Source organism: Mucilaginibacter sp. UYP27 (genome assembly GCF_040547175.1).
Lineage (GTDB): Bacteria > Bacteroidota > Bacteroidia > Sphingobacteriales > Sphingobacteriaceae > Mucilaginibacter.
In genome coordinates this window covers 51,507-72,380 of record NZ_JBEPPE010000006.1, presented here as the reverse complement: position 1 = coordinate 72,380, position 20,874 = coordinate 51,507, and the positions used below count along the sequence as shown (strand labels likewise).

Sequence of the window (20,874 nt, the reverse complement as noted above, 5' to 3'; positions counted from 1 at the left end):
GTCCACCCCCAATAATTGATTCGAAAATTTACCAGAGAAGTATCCGCTGCGCAAGGTATAAATGTTGTGGCATTAAAAAACTAATGAAATGAGTTGGTTAAAAAACATGGGTGGATTTATCGGATACATTTTAGGCGCTATAATAATATTGCCCGTGTTATTAATTGTTTATAATTATTTTTTTATTAACAAGAATGATGTTTCGAAGTACCTTGCTGTTTATCTAAAAAATTCAACAGAGGTTAAAGTGCAGGTTCCGGCGTATGATAAGAGTAGTTTACCTAATGATAATATCTATACAACAAAATCTTACACCACATCTATGCAAGCAAAAAACATGGGCAGGGATGGCAGTAAGAAATCAAGAATATATTACAGGTTAATATTGGATGGTAACACCAACAAGTATTACCAGGTAACCATGTTTGACCTTACTAACGGCTTTTTTGGCGCTATTGACAATAATACAATTTATGCTAAAGTAAATAAAGATGATTTTGCGAACATAAAATATGGCACTAAAGGTAACCCAATCTTAGCATTCAGCGTGCGAGGCGCAGATAAACCACTTACCGAACTTCGTGCTACAAAGGGCAATCCCGGAGGGAGTAATATAAATATAAATACATCCTCCGAACAATACCAATACAATGCTTTTATGTATTTAACCTATGTAATGCCCAAAAATGAATTTAAGGAACGGTTTTTAAAGAAATAATCTTAAAATCTTTGCTGTGACCTAATCACGTTAGTACACCACTTTAGCGTTGTTGATTTTGGACATGACAAATGCCTTAAGAAATATGAGATATCGCAGGATATCACTTTGAAAATGATAGGCAAAAACTCCGGCGGAGGTTCTGTTTTTTACTTGATCATCAATAATATTAACCTTCCTGTTGAAACCCTAAACGGGTCTGATGAATAATAAGCTATATACAACTTTCAAATAAGATTTAGCAAATGCAATGGCTATAAAATCAATAGGTGTTACTAAAAATATTGCTTTTGAAAAGGTATTTACCGTAAGCTTTTATTGGTTCCCGGCAAGTGGTTTCATATTAGGTATTTTACTGTTTTCTTTATATGCCGAATATGGGTTCGACTATCTTGGCGTGTGGGGCTTGTTTTTTACCGGCTTGTTACTGCTTTTTATTATGAATTTGCTTGTAAAGTACTTTAGTAAAGATATTAATCTGCATTTTACAGGTAATATTTTGGAGATCGCCATTGACAGGCAAACCAAAATAGTTAATAAAAAGGATGTTGTTGGATTATTCGCGCCCGACTACGAATCTTCCAGATCATCCCTTATTTCGTTACAATTATGTTTTAAAAATGGTGAAACATTAGATATCACCGATTCTAAATTTACAGAAAAATATGATGCAGCAGTTAACCAAAAATTAAAGAAAGATTTAATATTTATGTTAAACGAATTTGGCTTTTCAAAGATCAGTTACAGTAAATCCCGGGCTTTTAAAAAGCAGGGAGCGTATTGGTATGCTGTTGGTTAACAGAAAATATAAACCTTTTGATTTTTTTTAGAAATCAGTCGTTTAATTAATTGACGAACATACGAGTGTTTCTTATATACCTAAAAATGTTAATACCCTTTGTACCTTTCAAAAAGATTGGGCACCTCGTAAATCTGTTGCTGGCAGGGCACAAATAGTGCATTTTCAATAAAATTCAAAACGGACATTGCTTACAATGGCCGATAAAAATATTAACGCTGAAGTAAAGGGGGGTAGCATTTGCAGGTATAGCGGGCGGAGTAACCATTACCACATTCCGGTAAGTGGTTATAAAAGAAATTTGTGGCTTGAAGATGCCAGCGTTTTTGAACTTTAGGCTAAATCTTCCGGTTCCATGACGTTCAAACGGTTGCTCCAGTTTTAGAGCGAATTTACAAATCGTTCTTATAAGGTATTTGTATACGGTAGGGGCGCCATTTGAACTGCGGGTCTCCTAGCAACTGCTGCTCCACCTGCCGGATATTTGCCTCCAATAAGTTAATGTTCAGGTCCTCGTAGTGGTCTATACGGTATTTTAATAATTCTGGCAGCGCTACTTCGCCTTCCCGGATCAGAAGGTTAATATAGGCCAGTGCACCGGCTTTTGCTTTTTCCAGTGCGGTGACCAGATCCGGGAAGTCTACAAACCGATCATCTTCAGCGAGCAATTTGTAAGCATCAGTGGAACACGAAGCCCTGTATGGTGGTAAGGTAAGGAGGCTGATGGTGGTTACGGCCGTGTCTCCGGCTCGTACCCGGTAATAACGTTTAATAAGATTTTGACCGCTTCTCATCTCTTTATTCAGCGGGTGGCCAGGATTTCATTTGGAGGAAATAGCTTTACTTCCAATTCTACATCCTTTTGATAAATATCCGGGTAGGTGATTAGTTCCCCCTCCTTTATTGCACAAGTCTGGTACACGATTGTTATCGGCAGGGGTTTGCCAAGCATGAAAACTTCACGCTGATATTTTTTCATGGCTTTTGGTAATGATTTGGCCGATTTGGGCTGGCCGTCATTAGTTAACACTAATTGTCCCAACTTTTCTGCGTCGTCGAGCCAAACACAACCTGTGGTTATTGCCCTGTTATCCTGATCAAAGAATGCTTTCCTGGGCATGTCATGCAGATCGATACGGTAAGGATTAGTAAAGCGGAAAACCAGCCGGCCCAAAGCGGCATCATGTCCGGAAGCATGACGGAGATTATAGTTATTTGGATGCTGTGTAACAGCCAAAATGCTTTTTGAGTTGATTACAATGTAGCGGCCGCTTTTGTCATAAAGTGCATACTTGTTCTTTTTTAAAAAAGCCGTGTCGCGAATGGCGGCTGGCAGCAGTTCGTTGATAAAGCGCTCCCTGGGCACAACAACGTCAGGAGCCGTCGTCAGATAGGTGATCCTGCCACTCAGTTCGGGGGTATGGTTAACTTTACTACCGACAGCTACCCGGAAGGTATAATCGTTATCATGCTCATGATATTGTAGCGCATAAGCCGGCAGATTTATGCGTATATAGTTGCCCTCTTCTAAATTCTGCCAGCGAAGACGCTCCATATTGATGGCAATAAGCCGGATCTCCTGGTTACTCACCTCATAATTGTCCCCGGCATACTGGCCTTCCAACAGCCGCATACGCCGCTGAAGCTCACGGTAAGCTTTAGTCACCGGCTGTGCTTTTTCTGCGTTTGCCCAAAAATCGTAGGCGCGTTTTTCATGAATTGCCACTAAAATAGCGCTGTCCGCATGAAATCCTTTAAAATCCTTTCCGTCGATCACCGCAGTCGTGTATTGTCGATTAAATTTGCCATAGTGCAGGTGGTTTAAGAAAGTGATCATTGCATCAGTCAGTACGATTTCCAGCCGTGCCCTTTCGTTAACGCCGGCGTTAGCGGGCGTATCCAGTGCCTGGTGCATCCTATTATAAGTTAGCTCTTCCGGGTGATAATCACCGGGCGAAAGGCCATATTGAAGCACACAATCGAGCATCATCATCACCTGCCACGCCGGCCCTTCTCCACTTTGTGGTTTCATCCAGATAGGTTGCTTTCCATTTTGTTGGTAAAGTCGTTTTACAGTACCCGGAAAATGCAGGAGGCCCGGCTCCCCGTTATCAAGCAGCCGGGTAATTTCTTTGGCAATCAGGCTATCTTTGGTGTTTGCTGCTGCTGACTGGAAGGGGGGAAGCAGTAAATAACAAATACAGGTTATCACAAAAATATTTTTCATTGCATGTCGTTGTTAATGAGTTTGATAGTATAGTACAATAGTAAGCACTTGGCCAGGAAATACATTGATGGCCGGCACGCCAAAATGTGATACTGGTCAAGTTTGAATGATAAGCCGGCCAGGCGGTAAGGCTATTATTGAAAGATGCCATTGACAATGGCGAGAATAAAAGATTAAAGCAGAATGTGAAATTAATAGATGCTGCAAATAATAAATTTTTAAAATTCAGTCTGTTTTTACAGTTTAAATAAATCGGGTTGTCAACTAAAAAGGCGATAAAGTAGGCGCCAAAAGCAATAACTTTGGTTTAAACCTAAAAAAGCACGAGGATACAACCAACAACCATTTTAGGTTGCAGATTTGATGAAACATTATTGTAAGTAAATAATGAATATAAAAAGATGGACAGAAAAAGGCACTGATTGCCAAAAACGGATTTAAATGCGTAGTGCCCTAAGTACCTTTATCTCTGGTAACCCCAAAAGAGATTCGCCAGATTTGACAAATCCCGTAACAACTTTCATGTTTTAAATTAAATTTAATTTCTCTTTTCACTGACCCTTCGATACGAATATCAAGCAGGATCAGATTAGCAAGATTAATGTGGATATGTTGTGCGGCCCCACCTGTATTTGATAACAAGACGTCATAACGCTTTCTGAAGTTGGCGGGATATTTTAATTTAGTAAAACCAACGCCTTTTTCACCAGACTTAGACCGTGCGGCGAATACGGCAAAGCGAGGGCAAACCGGTGTCCGTGTGCATCCATTTTTAAGAGCGTTTTTTTGAGGATGTTGACTACTTTATCGTCATCGTGTTTAGGGTAAAAGTCTTCGTACTGAAACTCAAGGAATACCAGGCAAAGCGCGTTCTCCATCGTTTGTACATCGGCATCTGCCTTTATCCTCTTTTTCAGTATGATTTGTTCCACCCGGTCCAATTCTGGCTGGTTATAGCCCAATTGCTGCAAGATATTCGTTGCAATTTGTGCGTGGTGTTTAGCCAGGCCGCCGCGCCATTTCAGGTAAGCTTCCCTACCTTCGGGGTAGCTTTCCCTTGGAATTTCCCATCTGCCGATATGCTGGCTGCGCGATGCGAGGAGTAATTCTTCATCGGCACCGGGCTCAAGTTTTATCACCCATTCGTATAATTTCAGGGCGAAAAAATATTCTCTCGGGTAGCTAATACCGCCCCAATCAAAAGTGTTCGGGTCGGTTTTATTATGGTTGTCAAACTGCTCAAAAGCAGCGGCTATTTTGTCCATGGGTACAAATTAAGCATTCCCTATACGTTAACCAAAAATGTTGGTTTTTTCTACAGCTAAAAAGTCGCCTTTTGGCGCTTCGCAAACGGGGCATGTGTAATGCGGAATATCTTCAAAAGCGGTTTGCACTACTATGCCATTATCCGGCTCGCCGTATTGCTCGTCATAAACATTGAGGCAATATTTGCATTGGTAAAGGCTTGTTTTGGCATTAAGGGTTATTGCCTCCTCCATTTCGGGTTCAAGTTCGGGCATTGTGGTTCCGCTATGGCTTAAAAAATGATAGTATTGCCCACAAAGAGCAATCAGGCATTCTGCCAATTCGTTGCGTGGCACTTCGCTTTTAAATAAAACAAGGTCTTTATAATTGGGGTTAAAATCGCGGGAGTGCAAAACATCAAACACACCCTCTGCCTGTTTGCGAATAATAACGGAGCCGGAAAGCCCTGTCTTGGGCTGCATTTTTATGGCGAAGCAAAGCCGATAAGTGCGCAAGTCGTGCTCTTCAAAAATGCGCACCAAATCTTTTTTAAGCACCAGGCTCTCATTGTAAAGGTTTTCGGTTTGCCAGTTTAACTCGTTGGCAGCATGCCTTATGTTGATCTGGTATTTATTCAGCACAGCGCCCCAATCTTTACGATTAGCATCGCTTATCCCTTTTACAATTAACGATTTCCACGGCGTGGTGTACAATTGCCCCACGCGGGTGCTAATGCATAGTTCGCAAATGTCCTTCAGGAAGGAAATGGAAAAAAGTTCATTCCGGCGGTAAATGCCCAACCAATATTTGTTATTGATGTATTGATTAAAGCCTTCATAATACGGCAAATAAAAATCGGGTAGTTTAAGCGTCTCAGTAATAGCTTGTTCGCTAAAGCTGTTGTTCGCGGTTACCATCTCATAAAACGGCTGCGGGTTTACCTCGGGCTGGTCATAAAAAAGGTGCTTGTTCTCGAAAATTATTTCTTCGGCCACCTTACTAATTTCGGGAATATCGGCTGAATAAACCAGGCTGGGCCAGCAATAGATATAGTTTGTTTTTGGGAAACGGATATAAAAATACCAGTAATTGCTCACTGGCGAACTAATGAAATTCATGTTGCCGCTAAAAAACAGCACAAAGGTTTGGTTACAATCTACCAGGTTTATTTTGAGCCGCGGCTTGTGGCTAAACATGTCGAAAATATCCTTGTAAACTCCTTCCTTCAGCCAGCTTTCGGTATTGAAAATAGCATCCGTTACGTAAGAGCTGATGATATTGGGGAAATTGTCGGTATCTACTTCGTAGCTTAGTTCGGCTTGCATCATATCCATTTCCAAACCTTCCAGCATACCGGCAGAAATGTCAAAATATAACTGTTGCCGGTTGCCTATACTGATATCCGTTGCGCCGGCTTTAGCCGCAATTATAAGTATCTCGAACATATCCCCGGCAGATACTACCCCGCCGGGCAGGTTTACTTTTACACAATAGGTGGTTGCTGTAGTTGTCATCTTGCATTTAATTGGCTATGGCGTTGCTTAAACGCTCTTCTAATAATCTCTTTACCTCGGGCCGGCACGATCCGCAACCCGTGCCGGCACCCGTGCTATTACACAAATCCTTCAAATTACTACAGCCCGATGCTATCTTGTTAAGAATGTTTCCGCTGCCTACATTATTGCAACTGCAAACCAATTTGCCCAAAACAGGCTCCGCCTTGCTCACTCCGCGCAGTAGTTGCAGGCGCTTATCGCTTAGTTCAGTTTTATTGGCTATCAATTCTTTAAACTCCAGCATTTCGCTTTTATCACCAATTAAAATGGCGCCCACCAACCTGTCTGCATGTATGATGCACTTTTTGTAATAGCGCTTGGCCTTATCAATAAAAACAATTTCTTCGTAACCGGGGCTATCCGGGCATTCGGACAAGCCAATACTGCATAGGTCAAAACCACTTACTTTTATAATATTCATAAACACACTGCCTTTGTAATAGCTGGCAATGTCGCCGTTCATATATTTGGCCATTACCTCCGCCTGTTGTTCTGCGGCGGCGGTAATGCCATAGAGCGTGCCTTCAAACTCGGCAATTTCGCCTACGGCATAGATATCCGGGTCGCTGGTTTGCATACGTTCATTTACAACCACGCCGCGCTTGCATTCCAGGCCTATCTCCTTAGCCAGTTCTAAATTTGGCGTTGTACCTACAGCTAATATCATCGCGTTGCAATCAATTTTGCGGCCGCTTTTTAATACGATGCCAGTTAGCTTGGTGCGGCCGTAAAAAAGCTGCACTTCATCGTCGTAAAAAATATCGCAGCCCTGGTCTACCATTTCCTCATGCAGCAACTGGCTGCCCAGCGTATCTAACTGGCGGTTTAAAAACCTGGATACACGCTGCACAATGGTTATTTTAACACCAATTTCACGAAGCGATGCAGCCATCTCCAAACCCAGCAAACCACCGCCAACTATCACCACATGCGCTTTAGCGGGGATGATTTTTTTAAAGTTATCCGCGTCGTTACGGCTGCGCATGGTGAATATACCGGGTAAAGCAGGCACGTTTTTGGGTATGGTTGCCCTACTACCGGTCGCCATCAGCAATATATCGTAACCGGTTTTTATTCCACGGGAATCTGTTACCTGCTTATTCACGCGGTCTATTCTTTCTATACTTACCCCGCGTAAAAGCTTAATATTATACCCCGGCTCTTCCTCGTCGGTCATTTTTACAAGTTGCTCCCAACGTTGCTCGCCGCTGATGTAATCGGGCAGCATTACGCGGTTGTAAAAAGGGTGGTTCTCTTTGCTAAAAATAGTTATCTGGTCATCGGCGTTTAGTTCCCGGTAGGATTTCACGAAGCCATACGCGCCCGCACCTGCCCCTATCACCACTATCCTTTGAAAAGGCTTTTTATACTTTTCAATTTTTACGGCGCAGTATTTAAAGTCTGGTTCTTTTGAAATAGGGTCTAACAGTGCGCTGGTAACGTTATTGGCGCGGTTAAGGTCGTTGTTTAATATTTTGCCCCAGTGCATGGGTAAAAACACCACGCCCGGTTTTATTTGTGTCGATAATTTGGCTTGTACCCTAACATCGCCGCGTTTGGATGTAACGGACACCATGTCGCCTTCGCTGATGGCTAAGCTTTCGGCATCAGCGGGGTGAACCTCTAAAAAAGCTTGTTTATAATGCTGCGTCAGCTTATTCACCTTGGCGGTTTTGCTCATGGTGTGCCATTGGTCGCGAATGCGGCCTGTGGTAAGGATGAAGGGGTAATCGCCATCCGGTTTCTCGCTTGTCAGTAAATCGCTAACGGCACTTATCAATGCTTTTTTTGATTTTGTGTAAAAAACGTTATCGGTAAACAGCCTTGGTGTGCCCTGCTGTTTGCTTTTTTTACGATAAGGCCATTGCACCGTTTTTAGCTCCTTTAAAACAGCATAGTTTAAGCTGCTGATATCGATGTTAGTTTTAGCCGTTAGCCTGGCGTGCTCAGCATAAATAGCAGCAGCGTTTTCAAAATCGAACCCCTTGTAACCCATTTTGCAGGCAAAGCGGCAAATGATCTCTGCATCGGGCAAGGCCTCGCCGGGTGGCTCAATTATTTTGCTTAAATAACTAATGCGCCTTTCTGAATTGGTCATGGTGCCTTCTTTTTCGGCCCAGGCTGCTGCGGGCAGTATTACATCGGCGTAAGCCAAAGTTTCGGGTTTGTTGCTTATTTCCTGCACCACCACAAATTTGGCTTTCTTTAAAGCTTCCTCAGCCAGGCGTACATTGGGCAGACTGGTTAAGGGGTTGGTACACATTATCCATATCGCTTTTAACCGCCCATCGTTTAAAGCATCAAACATCTCCGTGACGGTAAGCCCCGGTTTTGGCTGGATAACGCCACCACCCCAAAACTGCTGTACTTCTTCGCGGTGCAGCGGGTTACTTAACTCACGGTGCGCCGGGAGTAAATTGGCTAATCCCCCGGCTTCCCTGCCGCCCATAGCATTGGGCTGCCCCGTAAGCGAAAATGGCCCCGAACCGGGTTTACCGATGTGGCCCGTAATTAAATTGAGATTGATTAGGCTAAGGTTTTTATTTACCCCAATGGCGCTTTGGTTTAGCCCCATTGTCCACATAGTGATAAAGCCTTTTGCTTCGCCTATGTATTTTGCCGCCAGGCGTATACCTGCTTCAGTGAGCCCGCATATGCGGGCGGCTTCGGCAAGGGTACGCTCAAAAACAACGGACCTGTATTGTTCAAATCCTTCGGCGTGGCCCCTGATAAAATCAATGTCTATATCATCGTTCTCTATCAGCAGCCTGCCTATGGCATGGTTCAAGGTTACATCCGTACCCGGGTTTATTTGCAGGTGCAGGTCGGCAATGGCGCAGGTATCCGTTACGCGCGGGTCAACTACGATGATTTTGGTGCCGGGATTGGCAGCTTTATGTTCCTCTACCCTGCGCCAAAGTATAGGGTGGCACCATGCCGGGTTGCCGCCGGTTACAAAAAAGCAATCTGCCAGTTCAATATCATCATAACATATCGGCACGGCGTCTTCGCCCAAAGCAATTTTGTAGGCCGCTACCGCGCTGCTCATACACAAGCGCGAGTTGGTATCAATATTATTGCTTCCAATAAATCCCTTCATCAGCTTATTCATCACGTAATATTCTTCGGTTAGGCATTGCCCTGAGGCATAAAACGCTACCGAATCGGGCCCGTATTTTTCTATAAAAGTTTTAAATACGGCTGCTGTGCGTTCCAGGGCTGTGTCCCAGCTTACCTGTTGCATGGGCATATTTTTATTGTAGCGCATCTGCGGGTGCAGCAGGCGATCGGTTTTATCATTAACCGTGTAATGCAGGTTTAAGCCCTTGCTGCAAAGCATCCCCTTGTTTACCGGGTGCGTTTCATCGCCCAGCAAGGTAATGCTGCCGTCGCGTTCTTTGTTAACTACAATACCGCAGCCAACGCCGCAATAGCAGCATACCGTTGTTAAGTTATTTATTGATGCTTTTGGGCTCATTTGCTTATGCCATATGCTGCTCTGCCAGTTCCTGTTCAACAGTTACCCTGGCTGTTGACAGTTGCTTATAAAAATTAGTTGCCAATACAATTACCGAAACTGCTATTACCGTATAACCTATGTAGGTGAATGCCTGCACATACGTAATTGTGCTTGATTTGAACAGGAAGCCGAACAGCATGCCGCCAAGGTTGCCACCGGCACCTACTACACCGCTCACCAGCCCCACGTTTTTTGCGTTTACAAATGGCACAATACCATAAGTGGCGCCATTGGCCATTTTTAGGAACAGCGCGAAGGTTAGCATAGAAACGATTGCCATAAACAGGCTGCCCGATTGTGCAAACAGGATAAGCCCTCCACCTTCCAGCAATAACACACCTGCAAGCAGCAAGCCTTTACCACGCATGCCGAATTTTGCGCCAACCTTGTCAGACACGATACCGCCAAGGGCACGGGCAAATAAATTCATAAAGCCAAATATGCCCGCCCAAAAACCGGCCTGGCTTTGCGACAGGTGAAAAGAATCTACAAAGTGCAGCGATGCTACGTTATCAAAGGTTATCTCCATACCAAAGCACATGGCATAAGCAAGGGTTAGGGCCCAAATACGGCGGTCGGCCAGTATCGGCCAATCTGTTTTCGCAGATTTTGGGTGCGTTTCGCCTATTTCATCGTAATTGCCGTTCGGGGTATCTTTGGTATATTTTGAATATGAAAAGGCGATAACCAGCATCATCACACCGGGCACTATCATGGCGTAGCGCCATGCCTCGGCTGTGGTATAACCAAAGCCAACAATAGCCGCAAATATTAATGGCATTACCATATTGGTTACGCCGCCGCCCAGGTTGCCCCAGCCGCCGGTAACCGCATTTGCGGTGCCTTTTATGTTGGGCGCAAACATCATAGAAGTGTGGAACTGCGTAATCACGAACGATGCCCCAATAACTCCAATAGCTAAACGGAACAATAAAAACGTTGTGTAATCATGTGCCAGCCCCACAAAAAACACGGGTAACGAGCCTACAAGCAATAGCCTAATGGCCGTTTTACGCGGGCCCCAGGTATCGCATAGGCGGCCGATGATGAGCCTGGCTATGATGGTGGCTGATACCGAAGCAATTATAATATTACCTACCTGCCCTTTGGTTAAATGGAGTTCGGCACGTATAGTTGGCATTAGGGGCGCCAGGCCGAACCAGCCAAAAAAGCACACAAAAAACATGAGCCAGGTTATATGGAAGGTGCGCATTTGCACGCCTTTTATAGAAAATATATTGAGTTTAGTAAGTTGAGTTTGCATGTGGTAAGATTTTATTTTGTGAGAAAATCTGGTTTAATATTGAGTTGCAGGTAAGCCCATACCGGGTGTAGCCCTGCATTGCCGGGCGCTATATTTTTGGCATATTCCATGCTGCGGGTAGCAGCCATATAGGATAAGCCAAGCCCCAGATCGCTAAACTTGTTGAGCCTATATCCTGTTGTGAGGTCGAATTCGGTGCCGAGGTATTTACTTACCGGCGCTCCGTTTATATCTTTTTGATCTTGCGCAAGCATAAAATAATGGTTAGCCAGCTCGGTAGTGAAGCGTTTGTTGGCAGATGCATACCTTATTTTAAGGTACGGGTTGCTTAAACCGCCGGTGGGCGAACCACTTACCGCATAAAAATAATCCATGTATCCCCAAAACTTATGCGGCGTACCGTACAATGGGTCGAACCGGTGATTGGTTGCCGATGCCGAATACGCATCATTGCCTGATAGGTAGTCCCAGCCCGCCGTATAACTCACACTACCCGGCTTGTACGTTGCAGATGTAGTAACAGTGTAGGCATTTAGTTTAAGCCCATCCTTATCATGCCCGCCCTGGTAATAATAGCCCGCTGTAAACCCAAATTGGTTTTTACGGCCCAGCACCGGGTTAACTAATAGGCCTGTGGTAAAGCGAGAGTATACGCCGGTTTGGTTAAAACGTTTACCGTAGATGTAGCCTACATCGGCACCCGAAACGTTCTTTACAGAATCTAATATATACTTGCCAAACTGGTCTGCAAGGAACAAGCCCGACACCTTAGTTTTATTATACTTTTTGGCGATGTATAAATACTGTAAGGCTTTATAATTTTGATTTAAGGCATTAGTCCCCGGTGAATTTAAAAATGCCGGACTACCATTCCTGGCGCTTATACCCGTACTATTTACCAACGGGATTAAGCCTGCAGGCGTATTAGCCAAATTGCCCTTACTATCTTTTACCGTTGCCGGGATATTGGCCGGTGTATAGTAGGTGCCGTTATAATTGATGGCTTCGCTGTTTTGGTTATATGCTGCACCGAAATCAACCTGCCAGTTGTTTTGAATCAACTTCAGCACAATGGCATCGTGCCGGCGGCCCTGTTGCAACCAATCGGAGTTGCCTAATAAGCGCTCATCATCATAAACCAGTTCCTGCCGGCCTACTTTTATACCAAAGTAATCTACCGGGGATGATTTAAAGGAAGTATCTTTTTTATTAGAGAGGATAAGTTCTGCCCAGGCTTCGTGCAAACCAAGTTTATTACCATCAGCTATGGTTATGGTAGATGCATCCTGCCCCCATAGCCTTACATCCTGTATAGCGGTATGGAAAATTACCCTGCTCGATTTAAAGTCGAAGACAAGGCGGGTACGCTGTGAAATAAACGCAGCGTTTTTAAAGCCGGTAGTTTTTAAAGTACCATACCCGTCGCGTACCTCGCTGCGGGCACGCAGCTGCCCCGAAACGCTTACCTGAGCCCGGGCTTTTGTGCCGGCGGCTGCAATAATTAAGGGAATAGTTAAGGCAATAGTGTATCGGTTTAATACATTTTTGTACATTTGAAGTGGTTTTTATTTGTTAAAGCAATCTAAAACTGTTTAACCCTGTTCGGGAATGCGACCTCCCGACAGGGCTTTTTTTACGTCTTCTTTTGTCTGTTTACTTACCTATAGGCATCTGTCAAATAGTTTTGATTTTTCCTCTTTCGTTATTATAAATATATCTATAATTAGAATAAAAATCAATTAATAGCCATGTAAACTCGTTTTTTTATGATATATATCATAGAAAACTAATTTTTTGTCAAAAAATCAAAAACAAAGCTTTCAAATACATGCAAAATATCAGTTTTGCAATATTTTAATTGCTTTTTTAAACCAAAACCACTTAAAATCAATAGTAAAAATTCGATTTAACAAATAAAAAGCATTAAAATTACCTCAAATAGTAACTACTGATGCCTATTTTATGATTTAAACAATAATATTCCGCTGCTTCCACATTGAAATATTTCCCTTACTATTGTATAGTTATAAAAACAAGCTTAACCTATTTGTAAATGATACAGAAAATCAACCTTTGTGATACAAGAAGTTGCTTTTTATGCCGTAACGCTATGGCCGAGTGGCTACCGGCGGTGCAAGCCAATAAGATCAACCTTAAAGTTAAAAAAGGCGAGGTAATTTTTAAAGAAGGCGACCCGGTTACCGGAATTTACTTTGTGTACCAGGGGCTGATAAAAGTTTATAAAAAATGGGATGCCGAAAAAGAACTCATTATCCGCTTTGCCCGGGAGGGTGCAGCCTTTGGTCACCGCGGGCTGGGGCACAAAAACGTATACCCCGTATCTGCCGCTGCTGTTGAGAATGGCACGGTGTGCTATATGAGCCTGGATTTTTTTGAATCAACACTAAAGGTAAATTCAAACTTTACTTACGAGTTGCTGATGTTTTTTGCTGATGAGCTGCGCGAATCGGAACGAAAAATGAGAAACCTTGCCCACATGCCCGTAAAAAACAGGGTGGCCGATGCATTGACCGCCCTGCAAGCTCAATTTGGCATAACAGAACAAGGTTTCATTAACGTTGATATTAGCCGACAAGACCTGGCCTCTTACGTGGGGGCAACTTACGAAACCGTTTTTAGGATGATGAATGAGTTGGTGAACGAGAAACTAATTAGCCTTTTAGCAAAAAGCATCATGATTACTAACCATGATGCCCTTGCTAAACTTTCGCAGGATGCGAATTTCCAATAACGTTTACGCAATACCAACGTACACCTTCCCGTCCTGCACCATTATAGGATAGGTTTTTATCTGGTAATCATCGCCGCTTAGGCATTCGCCATTCTTTAGCGAAAATGTTTTTTTGTGGAAAGGGCATGCTACCTTCGGGTTGCAATCTTCACCTGTGCTGCCAATCATCCCGCGAGATAAAACCATTTGCTGCTTGTGGGGGCACAGATTTTGGGTAGCGTACCATTCATTACGTCTGCTAAAGTTAAATATGGCTATCTGCTCATCGCCGTGTTTTATGCAAGCGCCGCCATCTGCCGGTACATCATCTGTGTAGCAAGCCAACACCCATTGTATATCTGTAACTGTTTGCATTTTTGTCTGTTTTAAAACTGTTTAAATAATACCCACTACCACTGCGCTTTAACCTGATCACGCATTGCCTCGAATTTTATATTAGGGTCTTTCACCTCGGGCGCGTTCACAAAGTGAGCAAAGCGCTTGCGCAGGTTACTATCCTCTACTACTTCTTTCCATTCGCAATGGTAGGTATCTACCAGTTCCTGCATTTCTCCTTCCAGCCGGGCAGCGATTCCCAAACTATCGTTCACAACCACATTTTTAAGATAGGCGATACCGCCATCCATTTTATTTAACCAGGTAGCGGTACGGGTAAGCGGGTCGGCTGTTTTAATGTAGAACATCAGGAACCTATCGAGGTATTTGATACAGGTTGCGCTATCTATATCTGTAGCCAGCAACAGGGCATGCTGCGGCTTGGCGCCGCCATTGCCGCATACGTATAAATTCCAGCCTTTTTCGGTAGCAATTATGCCGAAATCCTTGGCCTGCGCTTCGGCGCATTCGCGCACGCAGCCGCTTACGCCACCCTTTAGCTTATGCGGCGAGCGTACACCTTTATACCTATCCTCAATTTCAATAGCGAACGATACGCTATCGTGCAAACCAAACCGGCACCAAGTGCTACCCACGCAGCTTTTTACGGTACGCAAAGCTTTGCCGTAGGCATGCCCGCTTTCGAACCCGGCATTTATCAATTCTTCCCAAATATCAGGCAGATCGTTTACGTGCGCACCAAACATATCTATACGCTGGCCGCCGGTAATTTTGGTGTACATGCCATATTTTTTCGCCACCTGCCCTAACACTATTAGTTTATCGGGCGTTATTTCGCCGCCGGCAATGCGCGGAACAACTGAGTAAGTACCTCCTTTTTGGATATTGGCGAGGTAACGGTCATTGCTATCCTGTATAGTATCTTGTTTTACAATAATATCATTCCACAAACTGGCTAAAATACCGGCGACTGCTGGCTTGCAAACTTCACAACCATCGCCTTTGCCAAAATGGTCAAGCACCAAATCGTAGCTTTTTATTTTACCTATTTTAACCAGATCGTAAAGCTCCTGGCGCGAATGGTCGAAATGTTCGCATATTACGTTTTTAACGTACTGCCCGTTTGCTTTCAGCGTGCCGGCAATAAGATCTTTCACCAAAGGCACGCAACCCCCACAACCCGTGCCGGCTTTTGTGCATTTTTTCAGGACATCAATTGTTGTAGCGCCATCATTCACCGCATCGCAAATAGCTAATTTGGTTACCGCCTCACAGGAACAAACCAGCGCATCGTCCGGTAAACTCATTACGCCAGCGCCTTCGCTTGCTTCGCCGCCTCGTGCACCCAATATCAAATCCTCCGGGTTTGGCGGCAACATCATCTTATTATTAACGGTTTGCAACAGCATGTTATAAGCATCGGCATCGCCAATTAAAATACCGCCCAGCAGGTACTTGCCATCGTTACTGATGTTGATGCGTTTGTAAACCCCCTTAAAGCTATCTTCAAAAACGAGGGTGCGGCAATCCGGCTCGGTTATAAAGGCATCGCCAAAGCTGGCTACATCCACACCAATCAACTTTAGTTTGGTGCTCATATCATAACCACAGAACGCCTTGCTGCTGCCGGTTAGCTGGGTGGCTACAATGTCAGCCATCTCATATCCCGGGGCAACTAACCCGTATATCATCCCATCGTACAGCGCGCATTCGCCAATGGCGTATATACACTCGTCGCTGGTTTGCATTTTTTCGTTAACCGTAATACCGCCACGGGTACCGGTATGGAGCCCGGCAAGTTTAGCCAACTCATCGCGCGGGCGGATCCCGGCGGATATTACCATCATATCTACCGGCAAACGGCTGTCATCGTTAAAAAGCAAACCATCAATTTTATCTTCACCGGTAAAACTTGCGGTGCTTTTATTAAGATGTATGTTTAAGCCAAGGCTTTTTAATTTAGATGCCAGCATACCGCTGCCCGCGGCATCTATTTGCCGCGGCATCAGGCGTGGTGCAAATTCTATTACATGGGTCTCTGCTATACCTAAATCTATCAGGGCTTTTGCGGCCTCGAGCCCTAAAAGCCCGCCACCCATTACTGCGCCGACCTTGGCGTTTGCGGCGTAAGCCTTTATCAGGTCCAGGTCATCAATGGTGCGATAAACAAATACGCCTTCCTTTTCTACGCCAGGCACATCTGGCACAAAGGCTGACGAGCCGGTTGCCAGCACCAGGTAATCGTATGGTACGGTGAGGCCGCTTAAAGTGTGGATGTTTTTGTTAGCGCGGTCAATCTCCTGCACCGGGTTGTTGAGATGCAGGGTAATGCCATTGTCTGTATACCAATTGCCTGCGGCCATGGAGAGGTCGTCTGCTGATTTTCCGTTGAAGTATTCGCTGAGGTGAACCCTATCGTAAGCTGCGCGGGATTCTTTGCCAAAAACAATAAGGTTAAAATGAGATGACTTAGCAATAAGTTTTTCACAAAACTTATATCCTACCATGCCATTGCCTACAACTACGACAGTTTGTTGAAACATAACAGATTTTATTAATTTTTAAAGCAATCATTTTGATTAAATGCATACGATTTGCGACCTATAGACATTTAACTGAACAATAATACGCAATAAATTTATTTAAATCATATAATATAGATATAAATTAATTTTTATTTAGCTTTTGTATGATTTAAATCATACAAAAGCTGTACTTTTATTATTAAAGGCATATAAATTAATGGTTTTACCGATAAAAAAGGATAAAATCAATGAATTATATCTTAAAGTTACTTTAAAATGTAAAATTTAGACAAAAAATGAGACTTGAACACGTTTTTCCAGAGCTTTTTGTTTTAGGGGCGGGCCCTGGCGACCCGGAGTTGATGACCATCAAGGGGCACCGTGTTTTGCAGGAAGCAGATGTTATATTATATGATAACCTGGCTAACAAAGCACTGTTAGATTTAGCCAAACCAAATTGCGAAAAAATATATGTGGGCAAACAACCTTACGGTGATTACACGCCACAAGAAACTATCCACGAAATGATTGTGCAATATGCTTATACGCACGGCAAGGTGGTAAGGCTAAAAGGCGGCGACCCCTTTATCTTCGGCCGGGGGTTCGAAGAAATAACCTACGCCCGCCATCATGGTATCCAAACACATTACATACCGGGCATCACCAGCATGCAAGCATCCGGGTTGGAAGATATCCCCCTCACGCACCGCGCCATAAGCGAAGGCGTTTGGATGATAACCGGCACCAAAAAAGACGGCACTCTCCCCGCCGACCTTCGTTTGGCTATGCAGAGCAACGCCACTGTAGTTATATATATGGGTATGAAACAAATACCGTCTATTACAGCAACTTATTTAGCTGAGGGCAAGGGCAACACCCCCGCAGCAATAATCCAGCATGCATCGTTACCGCATCAAAAGTGCGTAAAGGGGCGGGTAAAAGACCTTGCCGAAATGGCCGCCCAAAATCAATTAACCTATCCTGCCATTATCATTATAGGCGAAGTAGCTGCGTTAAATTCTCCATTAAACTTAAACTATCAACCATCACAACATGAAAATACGTATAAAAGGGAACTCGTTACGATATAGGCTTACTAAAAGCGACGTAGACCGTCTGCATAAAACCGGCTTTATTGAAGAAACTACCGACTTTGGGGCTGTATATTTTACTTACGCGTTGCAGCGCTACTCCATACCCGAGCTTACCGCCTGCTACCACAATAATTGTATAACCGTATTTATTCCAACTGCCTGGGTTGATGAATGGGTAAACACGGGTAGGGTTGGATTCTCGGCTGCGGATAAACAGTTAAGTCTTTTGGTTGAAAAAGATTTTGTTTGCCTGGATGATGTTGCAGAAGACCAGAGCGACAACTACCCCAATCCAATACTGCAAATAAGGAATTGACTATCTGCTATAAAAGCGATTGCGGGGCTGCCCAAGGCACCAACTATTAAGGTATTTTCAAAAAGAGTTGGAGTTTCCGATAAACCTTATAGTCCTATACCATATGAGCAGCGCAGGTTCTGTACACTTATCGCTTATTATTTGGTGTTTTATTGCTTAATAAACAAGGATTTAAAAGGTCAAAAAAAAGGGACAAACGATATGATTTATCGCTTGTCCCAAGAGGTGATCCCGCTGGGATTGCAAAAAAGTAAGATAAATACCTTATATTCAGTTATTTATATCGTAAAATCTAATTAGTATACCGCGAAGTATACCGAATTCTTTGTATCAATTTGATGTTGTTTCAGAACGTTTGTTACTCAAATTTAAGAATTAAATCAGTACAATTCAATCAAAATAAAGGCAAATTATTGAGTTAAATGTTTGATTTTGAGGAATTTTTTTGATCAATATTATCCTAACTCGGGCTAAAAATGTGGCGGAACTTTGATTTTTTTTCAGTAAGGAAAATGCAGTTTAATTGTCTGGACTATCCCATGTTTTTGGGTACTTTACTAAACAATCCAACTAAACGTGCATAATTCTAAAAAATTATTGGCTCCATTGAAGAATTCCAAAAGGCAAAAAGTTACCAAACGACTTTTGATGGACTTTTTTCGAACCATTTTTTACATAATTGAAAGAAATTAGCAGATAGCTTAAGTTGGTTCGAGCCCAGTCTGGGGAGCCAGAATGGGCAAGCACGAAAAATCGGTCGCTTGCCCTTCTTTTTTGCCCGCTATTTTGCTGTTAATCAAGTAGATACAAGAATATAATTCACTTGTAAAAGCGGTTCGATGTTGCAATTCCTCGAAAGTGAATTTTTGGGGGTACATCGAACCAATTAGTTCACGCTTTTCAGAAGTGCTTGATTTATAATAGATTCTGTCCAGCTGCGTTAATTTGATAATAGCCCTCCTAAGTATCGGTTCTATGTTTTCAGCTTTAGAGTTTACTGCTGCCGCCTCTGCTAACTTCGCTTCCAATACGTTGATCTTGTATTCATTTTCAGACTTGATGGTCTTGTAATCCGCGCCGTCTATATCGCCATTCAAAAGTAACTCCCTTGCTTTGGCAATACGGCTGTTCAGGTCGTTGATCTCTTTAAGGAGTTCAGAGCGGGAAATCAGTTGCGTTGTGTTTTGGCTTTTGTAAGTATCAGCAATAACTTCCGTAAACAACTCTGCATAATTTTCCTCGATGGTAAATTCCTCTATCACTTCATTAAATACCTTATTCACTTCTTCAGCCTTATACCTGCACCCGCAGGCAGACGAGCAATGGTAATAGTAGTAATAACTGTTACGCCCTTTAGATGCGCTGCCGCATAGGACACGGCTGCACTTAGAACACCTGATAAAGCCTCGTAGCGGCAACATATCCGGCGAAAGGACTTTGGTCTTCTCTAACTTCTTTTTGCCGCTCAGGACGTCCTGTACATCATAAAAAAGGCTTTCAGAGATAATGCCTTCATGCAAGCCATTGACAGTGTGCGCTGCTTCATCCTTATATTTAACGATCAGGATCTTTCCGCAATACACCGGGTTGCGGATAGCGACATAAAAGTTGTTGCGTTTGCATCTCAAACCCATCTCCGCAGCCTTTTCATAAACCTGCTGGATAGAGTAAACGCCTTTAGCTAATTCTTTAAAAGCCCACTGAATGATCTTAGCCTGTGGCGGATCAATGGCAATGAATTTCTTACCGGACACATCATGCCTGTTCACATAACCCATTGGTGCGTGTGATACCCAACGCCCTTCTTTCCTGGCACGTCTCAAGCCATAAAAAGTATTTAATGCCCTGCGGTCGTTCTCAATTTCCGGTGCTGTGAGATAAATCGCCAGCATCATTTTATTTTCGGGAACCTCCATATCTAAGGGCTGTTCGATCGCCTGCGGTTCCACACCCAATATTTTCAGGGTATTGATCATTTGGTAAGCATCGGGGGCATTACGGCTGAACCTGTCCCACTTGGTGAACAGTACCAGGTCAACTTTACCCCGTTGCTTTCTAAGGTTAAGCAACAAGCCCTGCCATTGCGGCCTGATGAAGGTTTTGGCAGAATGGTCTTCAAAAATGGTTTTTCGTATGCTAATGTTATTGATCTCGCAATAACGCCTTAAAACCTCTTCCTGGCTTCTTTGGGAATAACCCTTGTCGGCTTGTTCATCGGTACTTACACGGATGTATATATCTGCAACTTTCATTTTTTAATCTCCTGATTTACAATGAATTTATCTAAAAAATACATGATTTCCAAGACTTCTTCAGCTTTTTTTTCACTTATTTCCACACCCCTTTTCTTCAATATTTCTATTGCTCTTTGAGTAGTGATATTTCGCTTCCGTCCCGAATTGTTGCCCATGCCGCTGAGATTAAGCGGCAAAATCGCGTCATCGGACGGGTTTGATTGACAAGCTTTTCGGTAGTACCGAACAATAAAGTTTGGTTACGGCTCTTTAACACAGATAGTCATT

Annotated in this window: 15 protein-coding genes; 5 read left to right on the top strand and 10 right to left on the bottom strand. The window is 43.4% G+C overall.

What is annotated here, in order from left to right; translation table 11 throughout:
* Positions 1-88: 88 nt before the first annotated feature.
* Positions 89-718, top strand: a complete 630-nt coding sequence (locus ABIB39_RS17825; RefSeq protein WP_354431529.1) for a DUF8188 family protein — start codon at positions 89-91, stop codon at positions 716-718.
* 250 nt (positions 719-968) lie between these two features.
* Positions 969-1,517, top strand: a complete 549-nt coding sequence (locus tag ABIB39_RS17820) for a hypothetical protein (protein WP_354431528.1) — start codon at positions 969-971, stop codon at positions 1,515-1,517.
* A gap of 392 nt (positions 1,518-1,909) precedes the next feature.
* On the opposite strand, the gene ABIB39_RS17815 is transcribed toward ABIB39_RS17820, so the two are convergent.
* The 7 genes from ABIB39_RS17815 to ABIB39_RS17785 all read right to left on the bottom strand — a co-directional run bounded on the left by ABIB39_RS17815 (position 1,910) and on the right by ABIB39_RS17785 (position 12,882).
* Positions 1,910-2,311 carry a hypothetical protein gene (locus ABIB39_RS17815; protein ID WP_354431527.1) on the bottom strand — a complete coding sequence of 134 codons (402 nt, stop codon included), beginning with the start codon at positions 2,309-2,311 and terminating at the stop codon, positions 1,910-1,912.
* Between the two features lie 8 nt (positions 2,312-2,319).
* A complete protein-coding gene (locus tag ABIB39_RS17810; protein WP_354431526.1) occupies positions 2,320-3,744 on the bottom strand; it encodes a L,D-transpeptidase scaffold domain-containing protein in 1,425 nt (474 codons plus the stop codon).
* 677 nt (positions 3,745-4,421) lie between these two features.
* Positions 4,422-5,009: a DUF4202 domain-containing protein gene (locus tag ABIB39_RS17805; RefSeq protein ID WP_354431525.1), complete on the bottom strand. Its 588-nt coding sequence runs from the start codon at positions 5,007-5,009 to the stop codon at positions 4,422-4,424.
* 27 nt (positions 5,010-5,036) lie between these two features.
* A complete protein-coding gene (locus ABIB39_RS17800; RefSeq protein ID WP_354431524.1) occupies positions 5,037-6,503 on the bottom strand; it encodes a rubredoxin in 1,467 nt (488 codons plus the stop codon).
* A 7-nt stretch (positions 6,504-6,510) separates the two neighbouring features.
* Positions 6,511-10,023 carry a molybdopterin-dependent oxidoreductase gene (locus ABIB39_RS17795; protein WP_354431523.1) on the bottom strand — a complete coding sequence of 1,171 codons (3,513 nt, stop codon included), beginning with the start codon at positions 10,021-10,023 and terminating at the stop codon, positions 6,511-6,513.
* A gap of 4 nt (positions 10,024-10,027) precedes the next feature.
* Positions 10,028-11,329, bottom strand: coding sequence for an MFS transporter (locus ABIB39_RS17790; RefSeq protein ID WP_354431522.1), 1,302 nt, complete (start codon positions 11,327-11,329; stop codon positions 10,028-10,030).
* An 11-nt stretch (positions 11,330-11,340) separates the two neighbouring features.
* The gene (locus ABIB39_RS17785) at positions 11,341-12,882 is read right to left on the bottom strand and encodes an alginate export family protein (protein ID WP_354431521.1); all 1,542 of its coding nucleotides are present in this window, start codon (positions 12,880-12,882) and stop codon (positions 11,341-11,343) included.
* Between the two features lie 500 nt (positions 12,883-13,382).
* Between ABIB39_RS17785 and ABIB39_RS17780 the strand changes: the two genes are divergently transcribed.
* On the top strand, positions 13,383-14,081 hold the full coding sequence (locus ABIB39_RS17780; protein WP_354431520.1) for a Crp/Fnr family transcriptional regulator: 699 nt from the start codon (positions 13,383-13,385) through the stop codon (positions 14,079-14,081).
* Between the two features lie 3 nt (positions 14,082-14,084).
* On the opposite strand, the gene nirD is transcribed toward ABIB39_RS17780, so the two are convergent.
* Positions 14,085-14,435 carry a nitrite reductase small subunit NirD gene (gene nirD, locus ABIB39_RS17775; RefSeq protein WP_354431519.1) on the bottom strand — a complete coding sequence of 117 codons (351 nt, stop codon included), beginning with the start codon at positions 14,433-14,435 and terminating at the stop codon, positions 14,085-14,087.
* Positions 14,436-14,470: 35 nt separating this feature from the next.
* Positions 14,471-16,960 (bottom strand): nitrite reductase large subunit NirB, encoded by a 2,490-nt coding sequence (nirB, locus tag ABIB39_RS17770; protein ID WP_354431518.1) that lies wholly within the window; start codon positions 16,958-16,960, stop codon positions 14,471-14,473.
* 278 nt (positions 16,961-17,238) lie between these two features.
* Between nirB and cobA the strand changes: the two genes are divergently transcribed.
* Together cobA and ABIB39_RS17760 are read left to right on the top strand one after the other, a co-directional pair.
* Positions 17,239-18,033: a uroporphyrinogen-III C-methyltransferase gene (gene cobA, locus ABIB39_RS17765; RefSeq protein WP_354431517.1), complete on the top strand. Its 795-nt coding sequence runs from the start codon at positions 17,239-17,241 to the stop codon at positions 18,031-18,033.
* Positions 17,996-18,352 (top strand): DUF7009 family protein, encoded by a 357-nt coding sequence (locus tag ABIB39_RS17760; protein WP_354431516.1) that lies wholly within the window; start codon positions 17,996-17,998, stop codon positions 18,350-18,352. The genes cobA and ABIB39_RS17760 overlap by 38 nt, the downstream gene beginning before the upstream one ends.
* A gap of 701 nt (positions 18,353-19,053) precedes the next feature.
* Here the strand turns inward: ABIB39_RS17760 and ABIB39_RS17755 are convergent.
* A complete protein-coding gene (locus ABIB39_RS17755; protein WP_354431515.1) occupies positions 19,054-20,604 on the bottom strand; it encodes a recombinase family protein in 1,551 nt (516 codons plus the stop codon).
* Positions 20,605-20,874: the final 270 nt, after the last annotated feature.

Excerpts from the sequence above, each read along its gene's own strand:
- ABIB39_RS17825 (WP_354431529.1), top strand. The coding sequence starts at position 89 with ATGAGTTGGTTAAAAAACATGGGTGGATTTATCGGATACATTTTAGGC.
- ABIB39_RS17820 (WP_354431528.1), top strand. The coding sequence starts at position 969 with ATGGCTATAAAATCAATAGGTGTTACTAAAAATATTGCTTTTGAAAAG.
- ABIB39_RS17815 (WP_354431527.1), bottom strand. The coding sequence starts at position 2,311 with ATGAGAAGCGGTCAAAATCTTATTAAACGTTATTACCGGGTACGAGCC.
- ABIB39_RS17810 (WP_354431526.1), bottom strand. The coding sequence starts at position 3,744 with ATGAAAAATATTTTTGTGATAACCTGTATTTGTTATTTACTGCTTCCC.
- ABIB39_RS17805 (WP_354431525.1), bottom strand. The coding sequence starts at position 5,009 with ATGGACAAAATAGCCGCTGCTTTTGAGCAGTTTGACAACCATAATAAA.
- ABIB39_RS17800 (WP_354431524.1), bottom strand. The coding sequence starts at position 6,503 with ATGACAACTACAGCAACCACCTATTGTGTAAAAGTAAACCTGCCCGGC.
- ABIB39_RS17795 (WP_354431523.1), bottom strand. The coding sequence starts at position 10,023 with ATGAGCCCAAAAGCATCAATAAATAACTTAACAACGGTATGCTGCTAT.
- ABIB39_RS17790 (WP_354431522.1), bottom strand. The coding sequence starts at position 11,329 with ATGCAAACTCAACTTACTAAACTCAATATATTTTCTATAAAAGGCGTG.
- ABIB39_RS17785 (WP_354431521.1), bottom strand. The coding sequence starts at position 12,882 with ATGTACAAAAATGTATTAAACCGATACACTATTGCCTTAACTATTCCC.
- ABIB39_RS17780 (WP_354431520.1), top strand. The coding sequence starts at position 13,383 with ATGATACAGAAAATCAACCTTTGTGATACAAGAAGTTGCTTTTTATGC.
- nirD (WP_354431519.1), bottom strand. The coding sequence starts at position 14,435 with ATGCAAACAGTTACAGATATACAATGGGTGTTGGCTTGCTACACAGAT.
- nirB (WP_354431518.1), bottom strand. The coding sequence starts at position 16,960 with ATGTTTCAACAAACTGTCGTAGTTGTAGGCAATGGCATGGTAGGATAT.
- cobA (WP_354431517.1), top strand. The coding sequence starts at position 17,239 with ATGAGACTTGAACACGTTTTTCCAGAGCTTTTTGTTTTAGGGGCGGGC.
- ABIB39_RS17760 (WP_354431516.1), top strand. The coding sequence starts at position 17,996 with ATGAAAATACGTATAAAAGGGAACTCGTTACGATATAGGCTTACTAAA.
- ABIB39_RS17755 (WP_354431515.1), bottom strand. The coding sequence starts at position 20,604 with ATGAAAGTTGCAGATATATACATCCGTGTAAGTACCGATGAACAAGCC.